This is a genomic window from Aeromicrobium sp. PE09-221 (assembly GCF_002174305.1).
GTDB lineage: Bacteria > Actinomycetota > Actinomycetes > Propionibacteriales > Nocardioidaceae > Aeromicrobium.
In genome coordinates, this window is record NZ_MIJB01000003.1 from 199,851 (window position 1) to 219,905 (window position 20,055).

The 20,055-nt window shown below is 67.7% G+C and carries 23 protein-coding genes and 2 tRNA genes; 12 read left to right on the top strand and 13 right to left on the bottom strand.

Features of this window, described 5'->3' with window-relative positions:
- Nucleotides 1–6: 6 nt before the first annotated feature.
- Nucleotides 7–1,281, bottom strand: coding sequence for a crotonyl-CoA carboxylase/reductase (gene ccrA, locus BHE97_RS02160; RefSeq protein WP_201791271.1), 1,275 nt, complete (start codon nucleotides 1,279–1,281; stop codon nucleotides 7–9).
- A gap of 180 nt (nucleotides 1,282–1,461) precedes the next feature.
- Here ccrA and BHE97_RS02165 point away from each other — a divergent pair, with 180 nt between their 5' ends.
- Nucleotides 1,462–2,265, top strand: a complete 804-nt coding sequence (locus tag BHE97_RS02165) for an IclR family transcriptional regulator (protein WP_087622364.1) — start codon at nucleotides 1,462–1,464, stop codon at nucleotides 2,263–2,265.
- 4 nt (nucleotides 2,266–2,269) lie between these two features.
- Here BHE97_RS02165 and BHE97_RS02170 read toward each other — a convergent pair whose 3' ends face one another.
- Genes BHE97_RS02170 through BHE97_RS02190 form a run of 5 tightly spaced genes read right to left on the bottom strand, consistent with a single transcriptional unit; the run spans nucleotide 2,270 to nucleotide 6,515 of the window.
- Complete coding sequence (locus BHE97_RS02170) at nucleotides 2,270–2,629, bottom strand: DUF3817 domain-containing protein (RefSeq protein ID WP_087622365.1); 360 nt, start codon at nucleotides 2,627–2,629, stop codon at nucleotides 2,270–2,272.
- Nucleotides 2,626–3,351, bottom strand: coding sequence for an SURF1 family protein (locus tag BHE97_RS02175; RefSeq protein WP_087622366.1), 726 nt, complete (start codon nucleotides 3,349–3,351; stop codon nucleotides 2,626–2,628). The genes BHE97_RS02170 and BHE97_RS02175 overlap by 4 nt, the downstream gene beginning before the upstream one ends.
- A 53-nt stretch (nucleotides 3,352–3,404) precedes the next feature.
- A complete protein-coding gene (gene glyA, locus BHE97_RS02180; RefSeq protein WP_087622367.1) occupies nucleotides 3,405–4,682 on the bottom strand; it encodes a serine hydroxymethyltransferase in 1,278 nt (425 codons plus the stop codon).
- A 49-nt stretch (nucleotides 4,683–4,731) separates the two neighbouring features.
- Nucleotides 4,732–5,361 (bottom strand): response regulator transcription factor, encoded by a 630-nt coding sequence (locus BHE97_RS02185; RefSeq protein ID WP_087622368.1) that lies wholly within the window; start codon nucleotides 5,359–5,361, stop codon nucleotides 4,732–4,734.
- Nucleotides 5,362–5,387: 26 nt separating this feature from the next.
- Nucleotides 5,388–6,515: a GAF domain-containing sensor histidine kinase gene (locus tag BHE97_RS02190; protein WP_201791272.1), complete on the bottom strand. Its 1,128-nt coding sequence runs from the start codon at nucleotides 6,513–6,515 to the stop codon at nucleotides 5,388–5,390.
- A gap of 128 nt (nucleotides 6,516–6,643) precedes the next feature.
- Between BHE97_RS02190 and BHE97_RS02195 the strand changes: the two genes are divergently transcribed.
- From BHE97_RS02195 to BHE97_RS02220, 6 genes are all read left to right on the top strand, one after another.
- Nucleotides 6,644–7,090, top strand: coding sequence for a universal stress protein (locus BHE97_RS02195; protein ID WP_170931204.1), 447 nt, complete (start codon nucleotides 6,644–6,646; stop codon nucleotides 7,088–7,090).
- A gap of 28 nt (nucleotides 7,091–7,118) precedes the next feature.
- The gene (locus tag BHE97_RS02200) at nucleotides 7,119–7,658 is read left to right on the top strand and encodes a hypothetical protein (protein WP_087622369.1); all 540 of its coding nucleotides are present in this window, start codon (nucleotides 7,119–7,121) and stop codon (nucleotides 7,656–7,658) included.
- Between the two features lie 211 nt (nucleotides 7,659–7,869).
- On the top strand, nucleotides 7,870–8,763 hold the full coding sequence (locus BHE97_RS02205; RefSeq protein ID WP_087622370.1) for an oxygenase MpaB family protein: 894 nt from the start codon (nucleotides 7,870–7,872) through the stop codon (nucleotides 8,761–8,763).
- Nucleotides 8,764–8,836: 73 nt separating this feature from the next.
- On the top strand, nucleotides 8,837–9,430 hold the full coding sequence (locus tag BHE97_RS02210) for a YtxH domain-containing protein (RefSeq protein WP_087622371.1): 594 nt from the start codon (nucleotides 8,837–8,839) through the stop codon (nucleotides 9,428–9,430).
- Nucleotides 9,431–9,500: 70 nt separating this feature from the next.
- A complete protein-coding gene (locus tag BHE97_RS02215) occupies nucleotides 9,501–10,652 on the top strand; it encodes a benzoate/H(+) symporter BenE family transporter (RefSeq protein ID WP_087622372.1) in 1,152 nt (383 codons plus the stop codon).
- 17 nt (nucleotides 10,653–10,669) lie between these two features.
- Nucleotides 10,670–10,915: a helix-turn-helix transcriptional regulator gene (locus BHE97_RS02220; protein ID WP_087622373.1), complete on the top strand. Its 246-nt coding sequence runs from the start codon at nucleotides 10,670–10,672 to the stop codon at nucleotides 10,913–10,915.
- 446 nt (nucleotides 10,916–11,361) lie between these two features.
- On the opposite strand, the gene BHE97_RS02230 is transcribed toward BHE97_RS02220, so the two are convergent.
- Complete coding sequence (locus tag BHE97_RS02230; protein ID WP_170931205.1) at nucleotides 11,362–12,810, bottom strand: MFS transporter; 1,449 nt, start codon at nucleotides 12,808–12,810, stop codon at nucleotides 11,362–11,364.
- Between the two features lie 78 nt (nucleotides 12,811–12,888).
- Here BHE97_RS02230 and BHE97_RS02235 point away from each other — a divergent pair, with 78 nt between their 5' ends.
- A complete protein-coding gene (locus tag BHE97_RS02235; RefSeq protein WP_087622375.1) occupies nucleotides 12,889–13,215 on the top strand; it encodes a hypothetical protein in 327 nt (108 codons plus the stop codon).
- 134 nt (nucleotides 13,216–13,349) lie between these two features.
- Here the strand turns inward: BHE97_RS02235 and BHE97_RS02240 are convergent, their stop codons facing one another.
- Nucleotides 13,350–13,826 (bottom strand): MarR family winged helix-turn-helix transcriptional regulator, encoded by a 477-nt coding sequence (locus BHE97_RS02240; RefSeq protein ID WP_087622376.1) that lies wholly within the window; start codon nucleotides 13,824–13,826, stop codon nucleotides 13,350–13,352.
- Between the two features lie 92 nt (nucleotides 13,827–13,918).
- Between BHE97_RS02240 and BHE97_RS02245 the strand changes: the two genes are divergently transcribed.
- From BHE97_RS02245 to BHE97_RS19980, 4 genes are all read left to right on the top strand, one after another.
- Nucleotides 13,919–14,566 carry an NAD(P)-binding domain-containing protein gene (locus BHE97_RS02245; protein ID WP_201791273.1) on the top strand — a complete coding sequence of 216 codons (648 nt, stop codon included), beginning with the start codon at nucleotides 13,919–13,921 and terminating at the stop codon, nucleotides 14,564–14,566.
- A gap of 57 nt (nucleotides 14,567–14,623) precedes the next feature.
- Nucleotides 14,624–15,661, top strand: coding sequence for an LLM class flavin-dependent oxidoreductase (locus BHE97_RS02250; protein WP_087622378.1), 1,038 nt, complete (start codon nucleotides 14,624–14,626; stop codon nucleotides 15,659–15,661).
- A gap of 147 nt (nucleotides 15,662–15,808) precedes the next feature.
- Nucleotides 15,809–15,967 carry a hypothetical protein gene (locus BHE97_RS19975; RefSeq protein WP_170931206.1) on the top strand — a complete coding sequence of 53 codons (159 nt, stop codon included), beginning with the start codon at nucleotides 15,809–15,811 and terminating at the stop codon, nucleotides 15,965–15,967.
- Nucleotides 15,964–16,104 carry a hypothetical protein gene (locus tag BHE97_RS19980; protein ID WP_170931207.1) on the top strand — a complete coding sequence of 47 codons (141 nt, stop codon included), beginning with the start codon at nucleotides 15,964–15,966 and terminating at the stop codon, nucleotides 16,102–16,104. The genes BHE97_RS19975 and BHE97_RS19980 overlap by 4 nt, the downstream gene beginning before the upstream one ends.
- Before the next feature lie 12 nt (nucleotides 16,105–16,116).
- Here BHE97_RS19980 and BHE97_RS02260 read toward each other — a convergent pair.
- From BHE97_RS02260 to gyrA, 5 genes are all read right to left on the bottom strand, one after another.
- Nucleotides 16,117–16,192: transfer RNA gene (locus BHE97_RS02260), tRNA-Ala, on the bottom strand.
- A gap of 10 nt (nucleotides 16,193–16,202) precedes the next feature.
- Nucleotides 16,203–16,310: a DLW-39 family protein gene (locus BHE97_RS20555; RefSeq protein ID WP_236757487.1), complete on the bottom strand. Its 108-nt coding sequence runs from the start codon at nucleotides 16,308–16,310 to the stop codon at nucleotides 16,203–16,205.
- Nucleotides 16,311–16,330: 20 nt separating this feature from the next.
- Nucleotides 16,331–16,405 (bottom strand) — tRNA-Ile (locus tag BHE97_RS02265).
- 55 nt (nucleotides 16,406–16,460) lie between these two features.
- Nucleotides 16,461–17,456 (bottom strand): DUF3566 domain-containing protein, encoded by a 996-nt coding sequence (locus tag BHE97_RS20560; RefSeq protein WP_236757488.1) that lies wholly within the window; start codon nucleotides 17,454–17,456, stop codon nucleotides 16,461–16,463.
- The gene (gene gyrA / locus BHE97_RS02275) at nucleotides 17,449–19,998 is read right to left on the bottom strand and encodes a DNA gyrase subunit A (RefSeq protein ID WP_087622380.1); all 2,550 of its coding nucleotides are present in this window, start codon (nucleotides 19,996–19,998) and stop codon (nucleotides 17,449–17,451) included. The genes BHE97_RS20560 and gyrA overlap by 8 nt, the downstream gene beginning before the upstream one ends.
- Between the last annotated feature and the right edge of the window lie 57 nt (nucleotides 19,999–20,055).

Sequence of the window (20,055 nt, forward strand, 5' to 3'; positions counted from 1 at the left end):
AGGGGGTCAGGCCGAGCGGCCGTCGTGCTCGTCGACTGCTCCGACGAGGCCGACGACATTGCCGAAGACCTGTTCGCCGCGGCCCATGGCCGCGTGGGCCTGTGGCAGCTCATCGAAGCGGACCGTCCGCCCGAGGCACGGGGAGATCTCACCGGCGCGGAGGAGGTCGTTGTAGGCCTTGGCCTGCTCGTCATTGGTGCCGTGGCTGCCCTGCAGGCGCTTCTGACGGGTCCAGTGGTAGCGCAGATCGACCATCGCGTCGTAGCCGCTGGTGCCCGCACAGATGACCACCATGCCGCCGGACTCGCAGACGAAGATGCTGGTCGGCACGGTCGCGCCGCCGGGGTGCTCGAAGACGATGGCCGGGTCCTTGCGCTCGCCGGCGATCTCCCAGATCCGCTTGCCGAAGCGGCGTGCCTCGGCGGTCCACTCCTTCTGCCCGGCGCGGTCGTCGACGAGGGGAGGGACACCCCAGTGCCCGTAGTCGTTCCGGTCGATATAGCCGATCGCCCCGATCTTCTCGGCGTAGCGGCCGCGCTCGTCGTCCGAGACGACGGCGACCGCCTGGCCGCCGGCCTGGTTCACCAGCTGGATCGCCTGCGTGCCGAGTCCACCCGAGCCGCCCCATACCAGGACGAGGTCCCCGGGCTGGACGGTGTTGCCCTGCCAGCCGTGCAGCATCCGATAGGCCGTAGTGCCGACCAGCGTCGGTGCGGCCGCCTCGGCCCAGGAGAGGTGGGCGGCCTTCGGCAGCACCTGATGGGCCTGCACCCGCGCGAACTGCGCGAAGGACCCGTAGTTCGTGTTGTAGCCCCAGATCTGGGCACTGGGGGCGATCATCGGATCTTTGCCCGCGGCGATCCACGGGTCCTGCTGGTCCCAGTAACCCGGGTGCACGATGACCTCGTCTCCGATCTCGATGCCGTCGACCTCGGAGCCGGTGGCATGGACGATGCCGGAGGCGTCCGAGCCGCCGATGTGGAAGTCCTCGGGCTCCCCGCCACGCTGCCGGGCTCCGATCACGTCGACCGGATAGCCGCGGGCGGCCCAGACGTTGTTGTAGTTGACACCGGCAGCCTTGACACCGATCAGCACCTCATGGGGGCCGAGGGTCGGCACCGGGACCTCGGTCTCGACCTGGAAGGCCTGCTCGGGATCGCCGAAGCGTTCCGCCCGCACCACGAGTGCGGTCATGGTGCTGGGAACCTCTCCGGGTTCAGGCAGCTCACCGAGCGGTACTGAGCCGGTGAAGGTCGATACAGGGCTTCGGACGTCGTCCACGGGTTCTCCTTGGTTGCCGCACCATTCTGTGGCGCGTGTCACATCACTGATCTGGCAAATATCAAAGCACGAGTATCACTGGAAGGAAATGTCATCTGCGTTAATTCTTTACAACAGAACATTGGCAGCCGGCCGCGAAACGTTCTGGTAACAACAACATCGACGGTGTAGTGTTCTGCTATGCGATACGTAGAGGGGGAGAGTGCTGGGCGACCGCCCTATCTCGTGGAGTCGGCCGAGAACGCCCTGCGCATCCTGTTGTGGCTCCGTAATTCACCTCGACTGCGTGTCACCGAGGTCAGCGACCGGCTCGGGGTGGCGCGGTCCACGGCGCATCGCCTGTTGTCGACCCTGACCTATCTGGGGTTCCTGCGCCACGACCCGATCAAACGGGTCTACCTGCCCGGTGAGGTGCTCGTCGAGATCGCACTCGCGTCGACCGATCATCAGGAGCTGCGACGCGCGAGCATGCCGCACATCGAGAGACTCGCGAATACCCACGGATGGACGGTCCACCTGTCCGTCCTGGAGGGCACGGACATCCGCTTCATCGACGGCTGCGAGAGTCCGCAGCCGGTACGGGTGAGCGTCCGGATCGGCTCACGCTCGCCGGCGCACAGCACCAGCAGCGGCAAGGTGCTGCTGGCCGCACTGCCGCCCCATCACCTCGCCACCCTGTACCCGGAGGACCCCCCCAAGGTCACCGAGCACACGATCGCCGACCTCGGTGAGCTCGAGCGACAGCTCGAGGAGGTCCGTCGCCGGGGCTATGCGACCAATCTGGGCGAGAACGAGGTCGGCCTGCACGCCGCCTCGGTGCCGATCCACCACGATGGACGGATCGTCGCGGCTATCGCCGCCGCCCGCCCGACGATGGTCGCGGCTCCCCGCGACTTCTCCGAGATCATCGAGAAGCTCCGTGCCACCGCCACGACGATCGAGGGCCAGCTCGAACGGCAGGCCGATGACACCACTCGGCCGTGAGAGGCTAGGCCGTGTGGGAGCGGTCGCGCTGCACCCGGTGCGTGGTGCGGCGCTCGGACCAGAACGAGACGAGCGGGATACAGGCCAGCAACAGCACGCTGACCATGTAGAGCCAACTCCACTTCTGGCGCAAGGTCAGCTTGGCGACCAGCACGACCAGCACGATGAACAGCACGCCGTGGAGCTGGTCGATCACCAGGAAGACATCGGCGTAGTCGTGGAAGAAGCCGTATTCCGTGACGAGCTTGCCGATGAAGCCCGCCATGACGAGGATCAGGTTGATGCCGACGATCGTGGCCATCACCTGATAGGCCCGCAGGAGCCCGTCGGTGGCCGGCGCTGTCGTCTGCGGCTCGGAAGTCACGTCGTCAGCGTATCGCCGCGATCCAATGCCTCCCGCGCGGTCTCGACCGACTCGCGGCCCATGCGCCACCACATGAACACGACGAAGGCGCCGAACACCCACCACTGCAGCCCGTAGCCGAGGTTGCGACCGCCGGCGGTCCAGGAGACCTCGGGCTCGGGGATGTCGGGCGCCGAGAATCCGGCCGGGACGATCGTCGCGTCCTCGCCCAGCGCATACCCGGACCACAGGTCGTAGGGCAGCTCGTTGATGAGCGTCTGGACCCGCACCGAGCCGATCGTGCGGGTATCGGCATCGAACCGGCCCGCCGGGGTATCGCTCGGCTGAAGGACCGCATCGAAGGAGATCTCCCCCTGCGGAACGGCCGGGAAGGCGTCCGGCTGCTCTGCCGTCCAGCCCCGCACCACGAGGAGCGCCGAATCCTCGACCATCACCGGGGCGACCAGCCAGGCGCCCTCGCCCTCACCGGCCTGCTCCTGTCCGGTGACCCAGATCTGCTCCTCGGCCGGACGGAACTGCCCGGTGACGGTCACCGGCCGGCGCTGTTGCACGGAGGTGAAGACGTCATCGGGCCCCCACACCTCGGCCAGGGGAGCCGTAGGGACCTCCTGGACGTCGGCACGCTGCTCGGACTGACGGGCGTCGTACACCCCGAGCTGCCACGAGCCGGCGACCACGCAGACCGCGATCGCGAGGATCGCGAAGGCGTGCAGCCCGATCATCGACGGCCGGAACCACAGCCGCCACGTCGACAGAGGGCGTTCGCCGGACAAGGTCAGGCCGTGAAGGGCTTGATGCCGGGGTACAGCGGGAAGCGATCAGCCAGCGCGGCGGTCCGCTTGCGTAACCCGTCGATGTCGACATCACCGGGCTGGAGCGCCTCGGCGATGATGTCGGCGACCTCACGGAACTCATCGGCGCCGAAGCCGCGGGTGGCCAGCGCCGGCGTGCCGATACGCAGGCCCGAGGTGACCATCGGAGGCCGCGGGTCATTGGGCACCGCATTGCGGTTGACGGTGATGCCGACAGCGTCGAGGCGGTCCTCGGCCTGCTGCCCGTTGAGCTGGGAGTCGCGGAGGTCGACGAGCACGAGGTGCACATCGGTGCCGCCGCTCAGCACCTGGATGCCCGCGGCCTTGGCGTCATCGGCCAGCAACCGTTCGGCCAGGATCCGGGCACCGTCGAGCGTGCGCTGCTGGCGGTCGGTGAACTCGGGCTCGAGGGCCATCTTGAAGGCGACGGCCTTGGCCGCGATCACATGCTCGAGGGGACCACCCTGCTGGCCTGGGAAGACCGCCGAGCGCATCTTCTTGGCGACATCCTCGTCGTTGGTGAGGATCACGCCGCCACGCGGGCCGCCGAGGGTCTTGTGCGTGGTGGTGGTGACTAGATGCGCGTGGGGGATCGGGCTGGGGTGCAGGCCCGCCGCGACCAGGCCGGCGAAGTGCGCCATGTCGACCCACAGCTTGGCACCGACCTCGTCGGCGATCGCACGGAAGGCGCCGAAGTCGAGCTGACGCGGGTAGGCGGACCATCCCGCGATGATCACCTTGGGCTGGTGCTCGATCGCGAGCGCGCGGACCTCGTCCATGTCGACCAGGCCGGTCTCGGGGACCACGTGATAGGGGACGACATGGTAGAGACGCCCGGAGAAGTTGAGCTTCATGCCGTGCGTGAGATGGCCGCCGTTGGCGAGATCGAGGCCGAGGATGGTGTCACCGGCGCTCGCCAGGGCGTGCAGCGCGGCCGCATTGGCGCTCGCACCAGAGTGGGGCTGCACATTGGCGTACTGGGCGTCGAAGAGCTGCTTGAGCCGGTCGATCGCGATCTGCTCGACCTGATCGACGAACTCGCAACCGCCGTAATACCGCTTGCCGGGGTAACCCTCGGCGTACTTATTGGTGAGCACGCTGCCCTGCGCCTCGAGGGCGGCGACGGGCGCGAAGTTCTCCGAGGCGATCATCTCCAGGGTGCTCTGCTGGCGGTCCAGCTCGGCATCGAGGAGCGAGGCGATCTCGGGATCGAAGTCGACGAGGTGCGCGTCATGGCTCATATCCCTAGAGTATCCGGCCCCGACGACAGGCTCGTCCCGGCACCGTGTCTCAGATGCCGTGCTGCTGGGCGAAGACGACCACCTGCGCCCGGCGCTCGAGCCCGAGCTTGGCGAGGATCGTCGAGACGTAGTTCTTGACCGTCTTCTCCGAGAGCACCATCGCCGCCGCGATCTCCCGATTCGACAGGCCCTCGCGCAGATGCGCGAAGACGCGGCGTTCCTGGTCGCTGAGCTCCGCGAGCGGATCGACGGGGGCGGAACGCAGGCGCTCGAGGACCGCATGGGTCACGGCCGGGTCCAGGAGAGACTGTCCGGCAGCGACCCGGCGCACCGCATCGATGAGGTCGGTGCCGCGCACCTGTTTGAGCAGGAAACCGGCGGCGCCCGCGCTGATCGCCTCGAAGAGCGCGTCGTCGTCCTCATAGGACGTGAGGATCAGCACGGCCACATCGGGTTGACGGCGGCGGATCTCGCGGCAGACCTCGACACCCGACCCATCGGGGAGCCGTGCGTCGAGCACCGCGACATCGGGGGCGACGGCCGGGATGCGGGCGAGAGCATCGGCCGTCGTGCCCGCCTCGCCGATCACCGTCAGATCGGGCTCCTCCTCCAAGAGATCACGAATCCCACGACGCACCACCTCGTGGTCGTCGAGCAGGAAGATCCGCGTCGTCTCCACAGCCCCAATCTAGGCCATCCCTGGGGTCAGGGACGCCCGACTACGGGCACCCGCCAGATCAGCTGGGTGCCGCCAGGAGCCAGCGGCGTCACCGCCACCGAGCCGCCACGGGCCTGGGCGCGCTCGCGCAGATTGCGCAGACCGCTGTCGCGTCGTGGTCGTGCGACGATCCCGCGGCCGTCGTCGACCACGCGCACACTCACCTCGCCCCCGCCGACGCGGATCTCGACGGTCGCGTGCTCGGCCCGCGCGTGGCGCGCGACATTGGCGAGTCCCTCCCGGACGACCGCCAGGACGTGCTGGCCCAGCGCCGGGTCCAGGGCCTCCAGGTCGCCCTCGATCTCGAGCTCCGGCGGATGCTCGAGGGACTCACTCGCCGTCTCCACGACCCGATGGACCGCGCTCACCAGATCGGTCCGGTCGCCGAGCTCGAAGATGGTGCGGCGGATCTCACGGATCGTGCCGTCGATCTCCTCGATTGCCTCGGCGAGCCGCTCGCTCGCGGACGGATCCTCGATTCGTCGCGACGAGCGATCCAGGGAGAGCCCAGTGGCGAACAGCCGTTGGATCACGACATCGTGGAGATCGCGAGCGATCCGGTCGCGATCGGCGTAGACCGCCAGCTGGGCATGCTCCTCGCGGGCATCCAGTACCGCCGCGTAAAGCTGGGCATTGGCGATCGCGACACCGGCGGCGGCCGCGAGGGCGATGACCAGCCGCTCATCGGCGGCGTCGAAGCCGGAATCCTTCCCGGCGAGGTAGAGGTTCCCGTACACGGCATCGCCGACATGCACCGGCACCCCCAGGAAGCTCGACATCGGCGGGTGATGTGGTGGGAAGCCCACCGAGGACGGGTGATCGCGAAGATCGTCCAGGCGCAGTGGGTGCGGATGGTCGATGAGATGGCCCAAGAGGCCGTGCCCCTCCGGGGGGTCGCCGATCCGCGCACGGGTGTCGTCATCGATCCCATGGGTCGTGAACTGCGCGAGCCGGTGTTCGCGGCCGGCCGGATCGATGACCCCGAGCGCACCGTACCGGGCACCGGTGACCTCGCATGCCCGCTGGACGGTCGATCCGATCAACTCGTCGAGGTCCCGACCGGCTGCCAGATCGGTCACCGCTCCGAGCAGGTGCTCCCATCGCTGATCGTCCACGGCCTCAGCCTATGGCCGGAGGTCCCGATCGCGCCGGGACCTTCGTCCCGTGCAGACACATCGCTCGGCCCTGCCGCCGTGGCTCAGCGGAGAGGAGAGTGGAGGTGTCAGGAAGAGGAGGACACATCATGAGCACCACAATCGTCGTCGGAGTCGACGGAAGCGCGGCCGGTGCCGCGGCCCTGCGGTGGGCCGCGCAGGAGGCCGATCTGCGTGGCGCCGAGCTCCACATGGTCCACAGCTGGCAGATCGATGCCGCCGAGGCGATGGGCGGCTACGCGATCCCCTGGCTGGCCATGGAGAACGACGCCCGCGCCACCGCACAGCAGTGGGTCGAGGATGTCATCGGACCGCTCGACCAGGCCGACAGCCCTCGCAAGCTGTCCGTCGTGAGCGGGATGCCTGGACCCGTGCTGGTCGAGGCCGCACGCGGTGCCGCACTCCTCGTCGTCGGCACCCAGGTGCACAAGGGCTTGAGCCGGGTCTTCCAAGGCTCGGTGAGCCACTACTGCCTCACCCACTCCACCACCATCGTCGTCGCCGTCCCGGCACCCGCCGAGGATGTCGGCTCGTAGATCACCTGAGGAAAGGAAGGCGATCATCATGAGCACCACCTACCAGCACGATGTCCCGTCCCACGCGGACACCACCACGGCCATGCGGCCCGTTCACGTCCTCCTCGGACTCGCCCGTCTGAGCATGGGGTGGATCTTCCTCTGGGCCTTCCTGGACAAGACCTTCGGGCTCGGCTTCTCGACCGAGCGAGCGGACTCCTGGCTCAACGGCGGCAGTCCGACCGCAGGCTACCTGGGACACGCCACGACCGGACCGCTCGCGGACTTCTACCAGGGTCTCGGCGGCCAGGCCTGGGTCGACTGGCTGTTCATGATCGGGCTGCTGGGTATCGGGCTGGCGCTGATGCTCGGCATCGGGGTCAACATCGCGGCAGTCTCCGGAGCCCTGCTGCTGGTCCTGATGTGGTCGGCGACGCTGTGGCCCGCGACCAATCCGTTCATGGACGAGCACCTCGTCGAGGCGCTGCTGCTGGGGATCCTCGCCCTCACCGCCTCGGGCCGGTATCTCGGACTCGGCCGGATGTGGGAGAGCCTCCCCTTCGTCACGAAGAACCGCTGGCTCGTCTGACAGCCCATCGCGAAGGCCCCGGCCCCGGCCGGGGCCTTCACCCATGCCACAGGACTCCCGCCGGGCGGTGGGTAGGCGTCCATTCGCCCTCCTCACCGGTCACACAGCGTCCTTCCGCGCCTAGGAACGGCCGCTGACGCGCCGCCCCGCAGCCCGGCTCCGCGTGTTCGTTCACCGCTCGCCCTCGTCCGTACCCGCCTATGCTCGATCCATGGATCCGGTGCAGGCCGCGCGCACCCGCCTCGGCGAGGTGATCTTCGCGCGTGTGGCCGGACCGGAGGGCGCGGGGCGTCGTGAGCGGATTCACGGCGCCGAGGGCCCCCGCCGGTTCGGGCCCGAGGAACCGATCTGGCGTGTCCACGCCGATTCCTCCATGTTCGTGGGGGGTATCCGCGCGCTATTGCTGCAGTCCCTACACCCCCTCGCGATGGCAGCGGTCGACGAGCACTCAGGATTCCGCGGCGACCCGTGGGGACGCCTGCAGCGCACGAGCACCTTCCTCGCCGAGACGACCTTCGGGACCATCCAGGACGCCGACCGGGCCGTGGCCGTGGTTCGCGCGGTCCACGAGCACGTCCGAGGCACGGCACCCGATGGGCGCCCTTATGCCGCGAGCGATCCCGAGTTGCTGCGCTGGGTGCACGTCGCCGAGGTCGATTCCTTCCTCCGCGCCCACGACCGGTACGGGTCCAGCCGTCTCGCGGCGGAGGAGCGCGATCTCTACGTCGAGCAGGCCGCCGTGACCGGTGAGGCGCTCGGCGCGACGGAGGTACCACGCTCGACCGCCGAGCTCGCGGAGGCGATCGCGGACTTCCGTCCTCGGCTGGCCTCCACACCGGCGGCACGCTCGGCAGCGCGGTTCCTGCTGATCCACCCACCCGTGCCGATGACCCTGCGGGCACCGTACGGGGCCCTCGCCGCCGCGGCAGCCGGTCTGCTGCCGCGTTGGGCGCGGCTACCCTTGCGACTACCGTGGTTACCCATCACCGAGAACACGGCGATTCGTGGGGCGGGTATCGTCGCCACCTCAGCCATCAGATGGGCGATGAGCCCTCCCGAGCCCTCTGCGGACTCGGGCACCGGCCCGCGGTTCGAGGCCGAATGAGCCTCGAAGTGAGGAATCGTCCAGAGCGCGACACAATGGTGATCTTCCCGTATCTCATAAGGAGTGAACGACCGTGAAGAAGCTGACCTTGCTGGCGGCCGCCGCCGTCGGCTACGTGCTCGGCACGAAGGCCGGGCGGGAGCGCTACGAGCAGATCAAGTCGCAAGCCGACAAGCTGTGGAACTCCGAGCCCGTCCAGAGCACGGTCGACACCGTGCAGCACAAGGCGGCCGATGTCGCCACCGAGGCGGGTCACAAGGCCGCCGATGTCGCGAGCGATGTCACGGACAAGGTGTCCGAGCGGGCGAGCGAGGCTGCGAACGCCATGACGGCCAAGGTCAAGAGCGCCGCCGACTTCGCCGCCGAGGACGAGGCCGATGCCAGCGCCGCGAAGGCGAACGAGGCATGGAACCGTTCCGATGACCTCGCCGACGAGTCCCAGCGGCTGAACGACCGCGCGGACGCGACCGAGGCCTTCGGCGACCAGACCGATGACGAGGCACGCCAACAGTCCAATGAGGCCCAGACCCTCGCGGACGACCTCGCCGCCGCGGCCCAGTCCCTCGACGACCGGGCCGATGCCACCGCCGCCTACACCAAGGACGCGATCGACGAGCAGCTCGAGGAGACCATCTCCGACGAGCCGCGCCCCGGTTCCACGTCCTGACCTGAGGATCTCGGCGACGCCGCCGTCTCCATCGGGGACGGCGGCGTCGTCGTGCCGATACGCTCCGGCCATGCGTGAGGAGACCCGTACTCCGGTGGTCGCCGGTCTTGTCACCGCCGCGGTGGGCTTCACCAGCTCCTTCGCCGTGGTGCTCGCCGGTCTCACCTCGGTGGGAGCGAGCCCCGCGCAGGCGGCATCGGGGCTGATGGTCCTGTGCGTGACCCAGGGAGTCGCCGCGATCCTGCTCGCCCGTCGCTACCGGATCCCGGTCACGATCGCCTGGTCGACGCCAGGGGCGGCCCTCCTGGCCACGACCGGGGCGGTATCCGGAGGATGGCCGTCGGCCGTCGGTGCCTTCCTCGTCGTCGGCCTGCTCATCATCGCGACCGCGGCGATCCGGCCGCTGGCCGATCTCGTGCGAGCCATCCCGGCATCGGTGGCGCAGGCGATGCTGGCCGGTGTTCTCGTGCCACTGTGTCTCGTGCCGGTCACGGCGACGGCCGAACGTCCCGGGCTCGTCGGTCCGGTCGTGCTGATCTGGTTGGCGCTCATAGTGCTCGCGCCACGATGGGCAGCGCCCGCGGCACTGGTGGTCGCCGTCGTGGCGGCCATCGTCTTCGCGGAGGCACCGCTGCAGGGCGAACTGGTGCCGGCCCTCTCCTGGACCACGCCGACCTTCTCCATCCAGGCCTTGGTGAGCATCGCGCTACCGCTCTACCTCGTGACGATGGCAGCCCAGAACGTCCCGGGGGCGGCTGTGCTCACGAGCTTCGGGTACACGCTTCCATGGCGCGCGAGTCTCATCGTGACCGGCCTGGGCACGGCGGCCGGGGCACCCGCGGGTAGCCATGCGATCAACCTCGCGGCGATCAGCGCGGCGCTCTCGGCATCGCCCGAGGCAGGACGCGACCCCTCCCGTCGCTGGATCGCGGCCGTCACCACCGGCGGGAGCTATCTCGTCATCGCTCCGCTGGCCGCCCTGTTGACGGCGGTGGTGGTCGCCGCTCCGGCCCAGCTCATCGCGGCGGCCGCCGGCCTGGCGCTGCTGGCGACCCTGGCGAGCTCGTTACGGACCGCGCTGACGGGTGACGACCGCGTCGAACCGGCGATCATCACCTTTCTCGTCGCCGCGTCCGGGGTGAGCGTCGCGGGAATCGGTGCGGCCTTCTGGGCGCTGGTCGCCGGGATCACGGTACATCTCGCGCTACGGCTCCGTCGTTGAGTCGCCGCGGAGATCTCATGACTCGGCAACAAGCCCGCCTGCGGGCTCCCGGTGACATCGGCCTCGCGATCCAGCAGGCCCGGGTGGCTCGCGGGATGACGCAACGCGATCCCGCCGACGAGCTCGGCGTCACCCAGAGCACGATCAGCGCCATCGAGAGCGGCGGATCGACCATCTACCTGCGGCGCATCCTCGACCTGGCGCGCCTCACCGGTATCGAGCTCACGGCGACCTGGGAGGATGACGATGAAACGGGCCGTTGAGCTCTACGACCACATCATCGGAACCCTCGAAGGGGACGCTCGGCGCGCTCCAGATCTGGGATCTCGACGACCCGACAGAGCCGAGAACACCCGGGCTGAGACCCGTCGATGACTCCGCGATCCGTGAGCTGCTGACCGACCCGCTCCTGTCGCCCCTCGGCAACGACACCTTCACCGGTCGGTCCTCGCTGGGTGGTGTGCAGCCGAAGATCGTCCTCGTGCGCACCGAGCACGGCTGGGCGCAATCCCTCGGCGGACACCCGACGACCCATTCCCCAAACCACGCGACGTCACTCGGGCCGATCTCGACGCGGAGTTCTCTCGGTGGGGACTGTCGGCCAAGGCGACCGCGGTCGACGAGACCTTGGATGCCATCGCCGACATCGTCGAGAGCGAGACACCCTTCGAGGGTGCGTTCCCTCAGCTGCGAGAGCAGATCCTCGGCTTCATCGCCGCTCTTCGTTGAGGCCGTCGCGGAGGAGAGCGTCCTCGAGTTCCTCCTCCGATCGGACCGGGATGGTCAGCGCACAGAGGGTCGCGATGGCGAAGGCGCCGGCGAGCGCGAGGAATCCGATCGTGTAACCGGCTTCGACGGGCAGCCCGTCCGGGGTCGCATGTGCCGTGACGATACCCCCCATGACGGCGGATCCGATCGCCCCGCCGATCGTGCGGATATTCGCGTTCATACCCGAGGCGATGCCGGTCTGATCCACGGGCACCGCGGCGACGATCAGGGCGGCCAGACAGGCGAAGGCCAGGCCGATGCCGAGACCCGCGAGGCCGTTGGCGACCAGCATCTGCCAGCGCTCACCGTGCCACAGCGCCTGCATGAGCAGTCCGCCGCAAGCGATGGCGGATCCGCTGGCCACCACGGCCTTGGGACCGATCCGATCGGCGATGCGTGAGGCGATGACACCGGCGACGAAGGTCATCGCCGCCGCCGGGAGCATCAGCAGGCCCGACTCCGTGACGCTGGCGCCGAAGCCGTAGCCCGCGGACGGGGGGGTCTGGTTGAACTGCGGTGTGAAACCGAAGCTCGCGTACATGCCCATGCCGACCAGCAGGGCGACGAGGTTCGTGGTCCAGACCGCGGTGCGACGCATCATGCGCATGTCGACGAGCGGCACCCGCACCCGCGTCTCGGTCAGCACCCAGCAGAGTGCGAGGAGGACAGCGCCCCCGAACAGCGCGACGACGGTGACCGACGACCATCCCCATTGGCCACCCTGACTGACCGCGAGCAAGAGGCAGACGAGCCATCCCGAGAGCAGCACGGCGGACACGAAGCTGACCCGGCCCGGACGGCGGACCGGCGACTCGGGCACGACGATGACCGCGATGAGCGCAGTCAGCGCAGTCACCGCGCACGGCAGCCAGAACAGCCAGGCGTAGCCGAGGTAGTCCACGAGGGGACCGGCGACGACGATCCCGATCCCCATGCCCACGGCCATGAGGGAGGAGGTCACGCTGATGGCACCGGCGACCTTCTTCTCCGGGAACTCGTCGCGGATGATGCCGAAGGAGATGGGCAGCACGCCGCCCCCGATGCCCTGGATCACCCGCGCGGCGATCATGACCTCGATCGTGGGAGCGAGTGCCGCGACGAGGGATCCGAGCGCCAGAGCACCGACGGAGAAGACGAGCATCTTCTCCTTGCCGACGGCATCGCCGAGTCGCCCGACGATCGGTGTCGCCACGGAGGCGGAGAGGAGATAGGCCGTGAGGACCCAGGTCGAGGTGGCCTGGGTGGTGGAGAAGTGGTCCTGGATCTGCGCGATGACGGGAATGGTCATCGACTGCACGAGCGAGAAGGAGACCGTGGCGGCCGCGAGCACCGCGAAAGTGACTCGGTAGGTGGTCCGGTCCTCGCTGCGGGCTGAGATTCGACGGACCACGGAAGCCAAGATTACCTCGCGGGCGCCTGCTCTCGTCGTCCGCACCCGCACATAGTCCGGATCTGTGATCATCGAGACATGTCATCGCCGGGAGTGCCCGGCGCGCATCGGATGATCCGGATCGTCCTGCGCGTTCTGGCGGCTGCAGCGGCAGCAGTGTGCGGAATCGCCTTCGTCGTGCTGGTCGCACTGGTGTTGGGCAGCCTCTTCGGTCCGGTGTCCCGGGACCCTCATGGTTACGCGATGATCTTCGGTCTCATCACCGCCGTCCCGGCCGGTCTGTTGACGGCCGTCTTCCTCCCCCTCGCGTTTCCTCCACGTCAGCGCAGGAGAGTGACCCGTCTCGGGACGTGGATCGTCGTGGCGATCCTGATCGCCCTCTTCGCGATCCTGTTCACCGCCTGAGACAGCTTCTCGGTGTCAGGGCGCGATCCACTGTGGCGCGGATACGGGTCGAGGTCGTCGGGAGCATGCCTGCCACGTGGCGCCCTGACCGTGACGAGTCGAACCGCGGCAGAACGTGGCCGAAGCGCCGTCGGTCACGGGTGACCGGAAGGAGGAAGCTCATCTGGCGTATCGAGGATGATGGCATCGGCGAGACTGACGACCTGCGACCGCTGCGCCGAGGTCAGGATGTCACCGAACACCCGGCGAGCGAACCTCTGCTGGGCGGATTCGGCTTGCTCGGCGAGGAGCCGGCCCTTCTCCGTGATCGCCACCGCGGAACCGCGACTGTCGTGGGGCCACTCCTCACGGGTGAGGAGACCTCGTTGGTCCATGCGGCGCAACTGGTGCGACAGACGACTCTTCTCCCACTCGAGTCCGCAACGCACCTCTAACGCCCGCACCGTCTTCTTACCGCTGCTGGCGAGGAAGCACAGGACTTCGGCGTCTGCTTCGGACAGTCCGGTCGCGGCGCCGAGTTCTCGAGCCCACGCCGCACCCAGCCACGCGCTCAGCCGCCGGTGTGCGCGCCACACCTCCACCGGCGAGGTGTCGGATCCGTGAGCAGTCATGCCCCCATCATAGTTGACGTGTCATCCTTATGCGAGTTATGGTTGACGTATCACCCATCAATTCGATGGGGTGGCAGGCAGATGGAGGACACGTGGACACGATTGCCGTTCTGGGCACCGGCCGGGTCGGTACCGCGGTTGCTCGGATCGCACTCGATGCGGGATATGCGGTGCATGTCGCAGCCTCTGGCGCCGCGTCCGAGATCGAGTTGCTGGCAGAGATCATGACACCCGGTGCTCGCGCGATGACCGCGGCGGACGCCGCACGAGAGGCGGACATCGTCGTCCTGGCCGTGCCCCTGCACAAGTATCGGAACGTGGATCCCGCACCGCTCGCGGGGAAGATCGTGATCGACGCGCTGAACTACTGGGCGCCCGTGGACGGTGTGATCGACGAATTCGAAGGTCGTGGCCTGTCGACTAGCGAGATCGTCGCCGAGCACTTCACGCACTCTCGGATGGTGAAGACCCTCAACCACATCGGTTACCACGAGATGGAAGAGGACCGGCTGCCCTCGGGCATGCCCGGACGGCGGGCGCTCGCGGTCGCGAGCGATGACTCCGAGGCCGCAGAACAGGTCCGGGGGATGCTCGATCGCTTCGGTTTCGACGCGCTGCACAGCGGTCCCCTCGTGACCGGTCGTGCGTTCGAAGCCGGTACCCCGATCTTCAACGGCTCGTTCACCGCCGAGGAGTTGCGGAAGGAGCTGTCGACGAGCGTCGCTGCGCTCGCGCGGTGATGCGGAAGACAATCGATTCCCAGGCACGGAACTCACGAACAGGCAGGCAAGATCCTGATGCAACTCGGCGCTTATAGCTTCGGTGACACCCAGAGAAATCCCGACGGAACCCTCCGCTCGACCGCGGAAGCCATCCGGAACCTCTTCGACGCGATCGTGCATGCCGACACCGTGGGGCTGGACTATTTCGCCATCGGCGAGCACCACACCGTGGACATGCCCGCTTCCTCGCCCGCGTCCCTGGTCAACGCGGCAGCCGCCGCAACACGACGGATTGTGCTCTCCAGCGGCGTATCGGTGATCAGCACCGACGATCCCGTACGCGTATTCCAGCAGTTCGCGACCGCCGACGCCGTCTCCGGTGGCGGACGGATCGAGATCACCGCAGGACGCGGCTCATCGGTCGAGTCGTACCCCTTGTTCGGCTACGACCTTCGCGACTACGAGCAACTCTTCGAGGAGAAGATCGACCTGCTCCTGACGATCAACCGTGGCAGTCCCGTCACCTGGTCCGGCACCATGAGACCGTCGCTCGACGGCTTGGACGTGGTGCCCCGGCCGGTGAGCGGTTCCCTGCCGATCTGGATCGGCACCGGCGGTAGCGCCCCTTCGAGTGTCCGCGCCGGTCGGCTCGGCGTCCCGGTCTCCTATGGCATCATCGGCGGCGCACCCCATCGTTTCGCGCCCCTCGCGGAGCTCTACCGCAGAACCGCCGCACAGCACGGACACACCGGCGAGGACATCAAGGTCTCCGTCGCCGCGCTCGGACTCGTCGCGCCGACGAAGCAAGAGGCTCTCGACCGGTTCTACCCCGGCTGGGTGAACCTGAACATGGAGATGGGGAAACTCCGCGGCTGGCCCGCACCGGACGATCGTGCCTATCTCGCACAAGCCCACGCACCCGGCGCCTACTATGTCGGCGACCCCGACGACATAGCCGAGCGCATCGTGCACCTCCACGGCCACCTGGGACACATGCGACACTTCCTCCAGATGGATATCGGCGGGCTGCCACAGGAACACCTCATCGAATCCCTCACCCTGCTGGCCACCGAGGTCAAACCCCGAGTGGAACGACTGCTCAGCAAGAAGTAGTGAACCCCGATCCGAAACACGTGACCGTCATGGTTCTGATCGGGGGGCGCGGCCACGTCGCGTCACCCAGCCCAGGGGTACAAGGCAGAACGGGACGCGCTCGGCGATGAACGGCAGAAGCTCTTGCAGACCCACTACGCCGGAGCCGTGCCCCTCGACTTACTCGCTTCTGAGCAGGACCGCATCGCCCGTCGGCCCGCGTTCCTCGACGCGCAGATCAACGCCGGCGACAGCGAGTACGAACAAGCCAAGGCCCACCTGGACGACTACCTCGCCCTCGCCGGGACATGCACGCGATCTACATGAGCATCGACGACTCGCTCCGCCGGATCGCCAACCAAGCCTTCTTCGACAAGGTCATCGTCACCGATGACGACACCATCCACGGCGAACCCGGCGTGCCGTTCAACGTGTTCCTCGAACCGGTGATGTCGTTGGTTTGAACAACGACCTTCTGGTGGAGCTGAGGGGACTCGAACCCCTAACCCCCTGCTTGCAAAGCAGGTGCGCTACCAATTGCGCCACAGCCCCCGGTGGGGAATCAGACCGTGTCGCTGGCCTGAGCCCAGGCGTCCTGGCCGCCGGAACGGCGCCGCCAGCACAGGAACGCACCCGCGGACACGGCAATGAGAGCGATGATCTTCTTCATGGTGAACCTCCAGGGTGCGGTGGGCCTAGCTGGACTTGAACCAGCGACCTCTTCCTTATCAGGGAAGCGCTCTAACCAAGCTGAGCTATAGGCCCGCAACAGCGTTGAACTTTACCCTACGTCCACGACGTGCGGAGCATCGGGGTGCGCTCAGCGCTGATCCTCCAGGAAGGTCACCTTCACGCCACCCAGGATCGACGCGGACAGGTTGTACAGATGAGCGGCGATCGTGGCCAATGCGGTCATGAACACCACATTGAGAGCCGAGAGCACGAGCGTGAGACCCACCAGACGACCGAAGCCGAAGTAGTCGGTGACATCGAAGGAACCGGCATCGTCGCTGAGGATATTGGTGACGCTGTCGTTCAGCGCCCCCCACACCCCGGTCACCTGCAGAACGACCCAGAACACCGCCATGGCCACGACGGCCACGATCATCAGGGCCACCGAGATCACGAAGACCAGCCGGGTCACGGACCACGGCTCGATATAACGCAGGCGCAGCAACGCCCGCCCCGGCTCGGTGGCCTCCTGCTCGACCTGCGTCGTGGCAGTGGCCGCCTCGGCCTTGCCCTTGACGGTACTGGTGCCCGCGTCCTTCGCCGGGTCCGACGTCGGCGCGGGCTTGTCGTCCTTGACGGCCGGGATCACCGCGGTGGCATCCGGGCTGGACGTCGTGGTGCGCGTGTACTCGTCCTTGCTCAGCCCACTCATCGGCTTGCGCGGGCCGCCGGAGACCGCACCCCCCGCGGGGCGGCTCAACGGCTGACGCGCCGACACACTCGGCTTCTCGCCCCCACCCGGCTTCTTGCCGGGATCGGGCTTCTTTCCCTGATCGGGCTTGGCCGCCGCCGGCTTCTTGGCCGCGGGCGTCTCGGAACCGCTCGATGAGGACGGCTTCTTGGCTGCCGCGGCAGGCTTCTGCGGTGCGGCACCACTGCCGGTCGCCGGCTTGGGGCCACCGGCAGGAGCGGACGTACCCGAGGACCCAGCCGCTGCGCCGGCGGCGGACGACTCGGTGGACTCCGGCGTCTTCTTCGCGTCATTCTCAGGCTTCTTCGACGCGTCCTTCTCCTCGACCCGCGGCATCTCCTGGGTCGGCGAGTCACGCTTGCCCTGGCCGTCTCCCGGCGACTTCTCAGTCACTGCTCTGCCCCTCGTCGCTCGTCGTGCCTGATTCGTCCGTCGCCGCGTCGTCCTCGGGAGCGACCGGCTCGTTGTTCCGTGCGATCGTCACCACCCGGTCGTCCCCCTTGAACTTGACGAAGCTGACTCCCATCGTGCCACGACCCTTGGCGGGAACGCCGGAAACGAGGCTGCGTGTGATCTGCCCGGATGCCGTCACGCTGATGACATCGTCGCTGTCGCGCAGCACCAGGCCGCCCACGAGCTCTCCACGATTCTCAGTGATCTGCATGGCACGGATGCCCAATCCACCGCGGCCCTGCACCCGGTACTCGTCGATCGGCGTCTTCTTGGCGTAGCCGCCGTCGGTGACGGTGAAGACATAGAGCTGATCTGACTCCTCGTCGGCACCGGCCTTGATGACGCTCATCGACAACAGCTCGTCACCGTCGCGGAACTTCATGCCGGTCACGCCCGAGGTGGCGCGTCCCATCGGCCGGAGCTGCTCGTCATCGGCGTGGAAGCGGATCGACTGCGCCTTGCGGCTGATCAACAGGATGTCGTCCTCGGCCGACACCAGCTCGGCACCGATCAACTCATCGTCGTCGTCCCGGAAGTTGATCGCGATGACACCAGCCTGGCGCGGGCTGTTGTAGTCCGCGAGCCGCGTCTTCTTGACCAGGCCCTTCTTGGTGCCCAGCACCAGATAGGGCATCGACTCGTAGTCGCGGATCGCTAGCACGCGGGCGATCTCCTCACCCGGCTGGAAGCTCAGCAGCCCCGCGACGTGCCCACCGCGCGCGTCCCGACCGCCCTCGGGCAGGTGATACGCCTTGGCCCGGTAGACGCGGCCCGCGGTGGTGAAGAACAGGATCCAGTGATGGCTCGTGGTGGCGAAGACATGCTGCACCGAGTCCTCACCCCGCAACGACGCTCCGCGAACTCCCTTGCCTCCGCGATTCTGCACCCGGTAGAGGTCGGTCTTGGTGCGCTTGGCGTAACCACCCCGCGTGATCGTGACCACGACCTCCTCATCGGGGATCAGGTCCTCATCGGACAGATCTCCATCGGCGGGGATGATCTGCGTGCGGCGGTCGTCGCCGTACTTGTCGACGATCTCGGCGAGCTCGTCGCTGATGATCTGCCGCTGACGCTCCTCACTCTCGAGGATCGCCTTCAGCTCGGCGATCTCGGCCTCGATCTTGGCCAGATCGTCGATGATCTTCTGCCGCTCCAGGGCCGCCAGACGACGCAGCTGCATGTCGAGGATCGCGCCCGCCTGGATGTCGTCGATGTCCAGCAACGACTTGAGTCCCTCGCGAGCCTCGTCGACCGTGGGGCTGCGACGGATCAGCGCGATGACCTCATCGAGGTGATCGAGGGCCTTGGCCAGACCGCGCAGGACGTGGGCGCGCTTCTCGGCCTCCCGCAGGCGATACCGCGTACGCCGCTGGATGACGTCGATCTGGTGGTTGATCCAGTTGACGACGAAGCCGTCGAGGGTCAGCGTGCGCGGGACATCATCGACCAGCGCGAGCATATTGGCGCTGAAATTGCTCTGCAGCTCGGTGTGCTTGTAGAGATTGTTGAGCACCACCCGGGCCACCGCGTCACGGCGCACCTCGACAACGATGCGGCGGCCCACGCGCGAGCTGGACTCGTCGCGCAGGTCCGCGATGCCCTGCAGCCGGCCGGAATTGACCAGCTCGGCGATCTTGCGCATCAGCGCATCGGGGTTGACCTGGTAGGGCAGCTCGGTGATGACGAGCTGCATCTTGCCCTTGGTGTCCTCCTCGATGCTGACCACGGCGCGCATCGTGACCGACCCGCGACCGGTGCGGTACATGTCATCGATGCCCTTGGTGCCCACGATGAGACCGTGGGTGGGAAAGTCGGGACCCTTGATGCGCTCCATCAGCGCCTCGAGCAGCTCCGCGGCCGAGGCCGTCGGATGCTTCAACGCCCACTGCACGCCCTCGGCGACCTCGCGGAGATTGTGCGGCGGGATATTGGTGGCCATACCGACGGCGATACCGGCCGAGCCATTGACCAGCAGATTCGGGATCCGCGACGGCAGGACGGTGGGCTCCTGCGAACGGCCGTCGTAGTTGGCTTTGAAATCGACCGTCTCCTGGTCGATATCACGGACCATCTCCATCGCGATGGGCGCGAGCTTGCACTCGGTGTACCGCATCGCGGCGGCCGGGTCATCACCCGGGGAGCCGAAGTTGCCCTGCCCGGAGACCATCGGCGCGCGCATGACCCAGGGCTGCGCCAGGCGTACGAGGGTGTCATAGATCGCGGTGTCGCCATGTGGGTGGTATTGACCCATGACATCGCCGACGATGCGGCTGCACTTGCTGAAGCCCCGATCGGGACGGTAGCCGCCGTCGAACATCGCATACAGCACCCGCCGGTGCACCGGCTTGAGGCCGTCGCGCACGTCCGGGAGCGCGCGCGAGACGATCACGCTCATCGCATAGTCGATATACGAGCGCTGCATCTCATCGTGCAGCTCGACCGGCTCGATGCGATCGGCGGGGGGAGGGGGAATCTCAGTCACTGTCGAAGAACCTCGTGTCGAGAAGGTGGCGAGTGACCGTCAGCCGATCCTGGATCA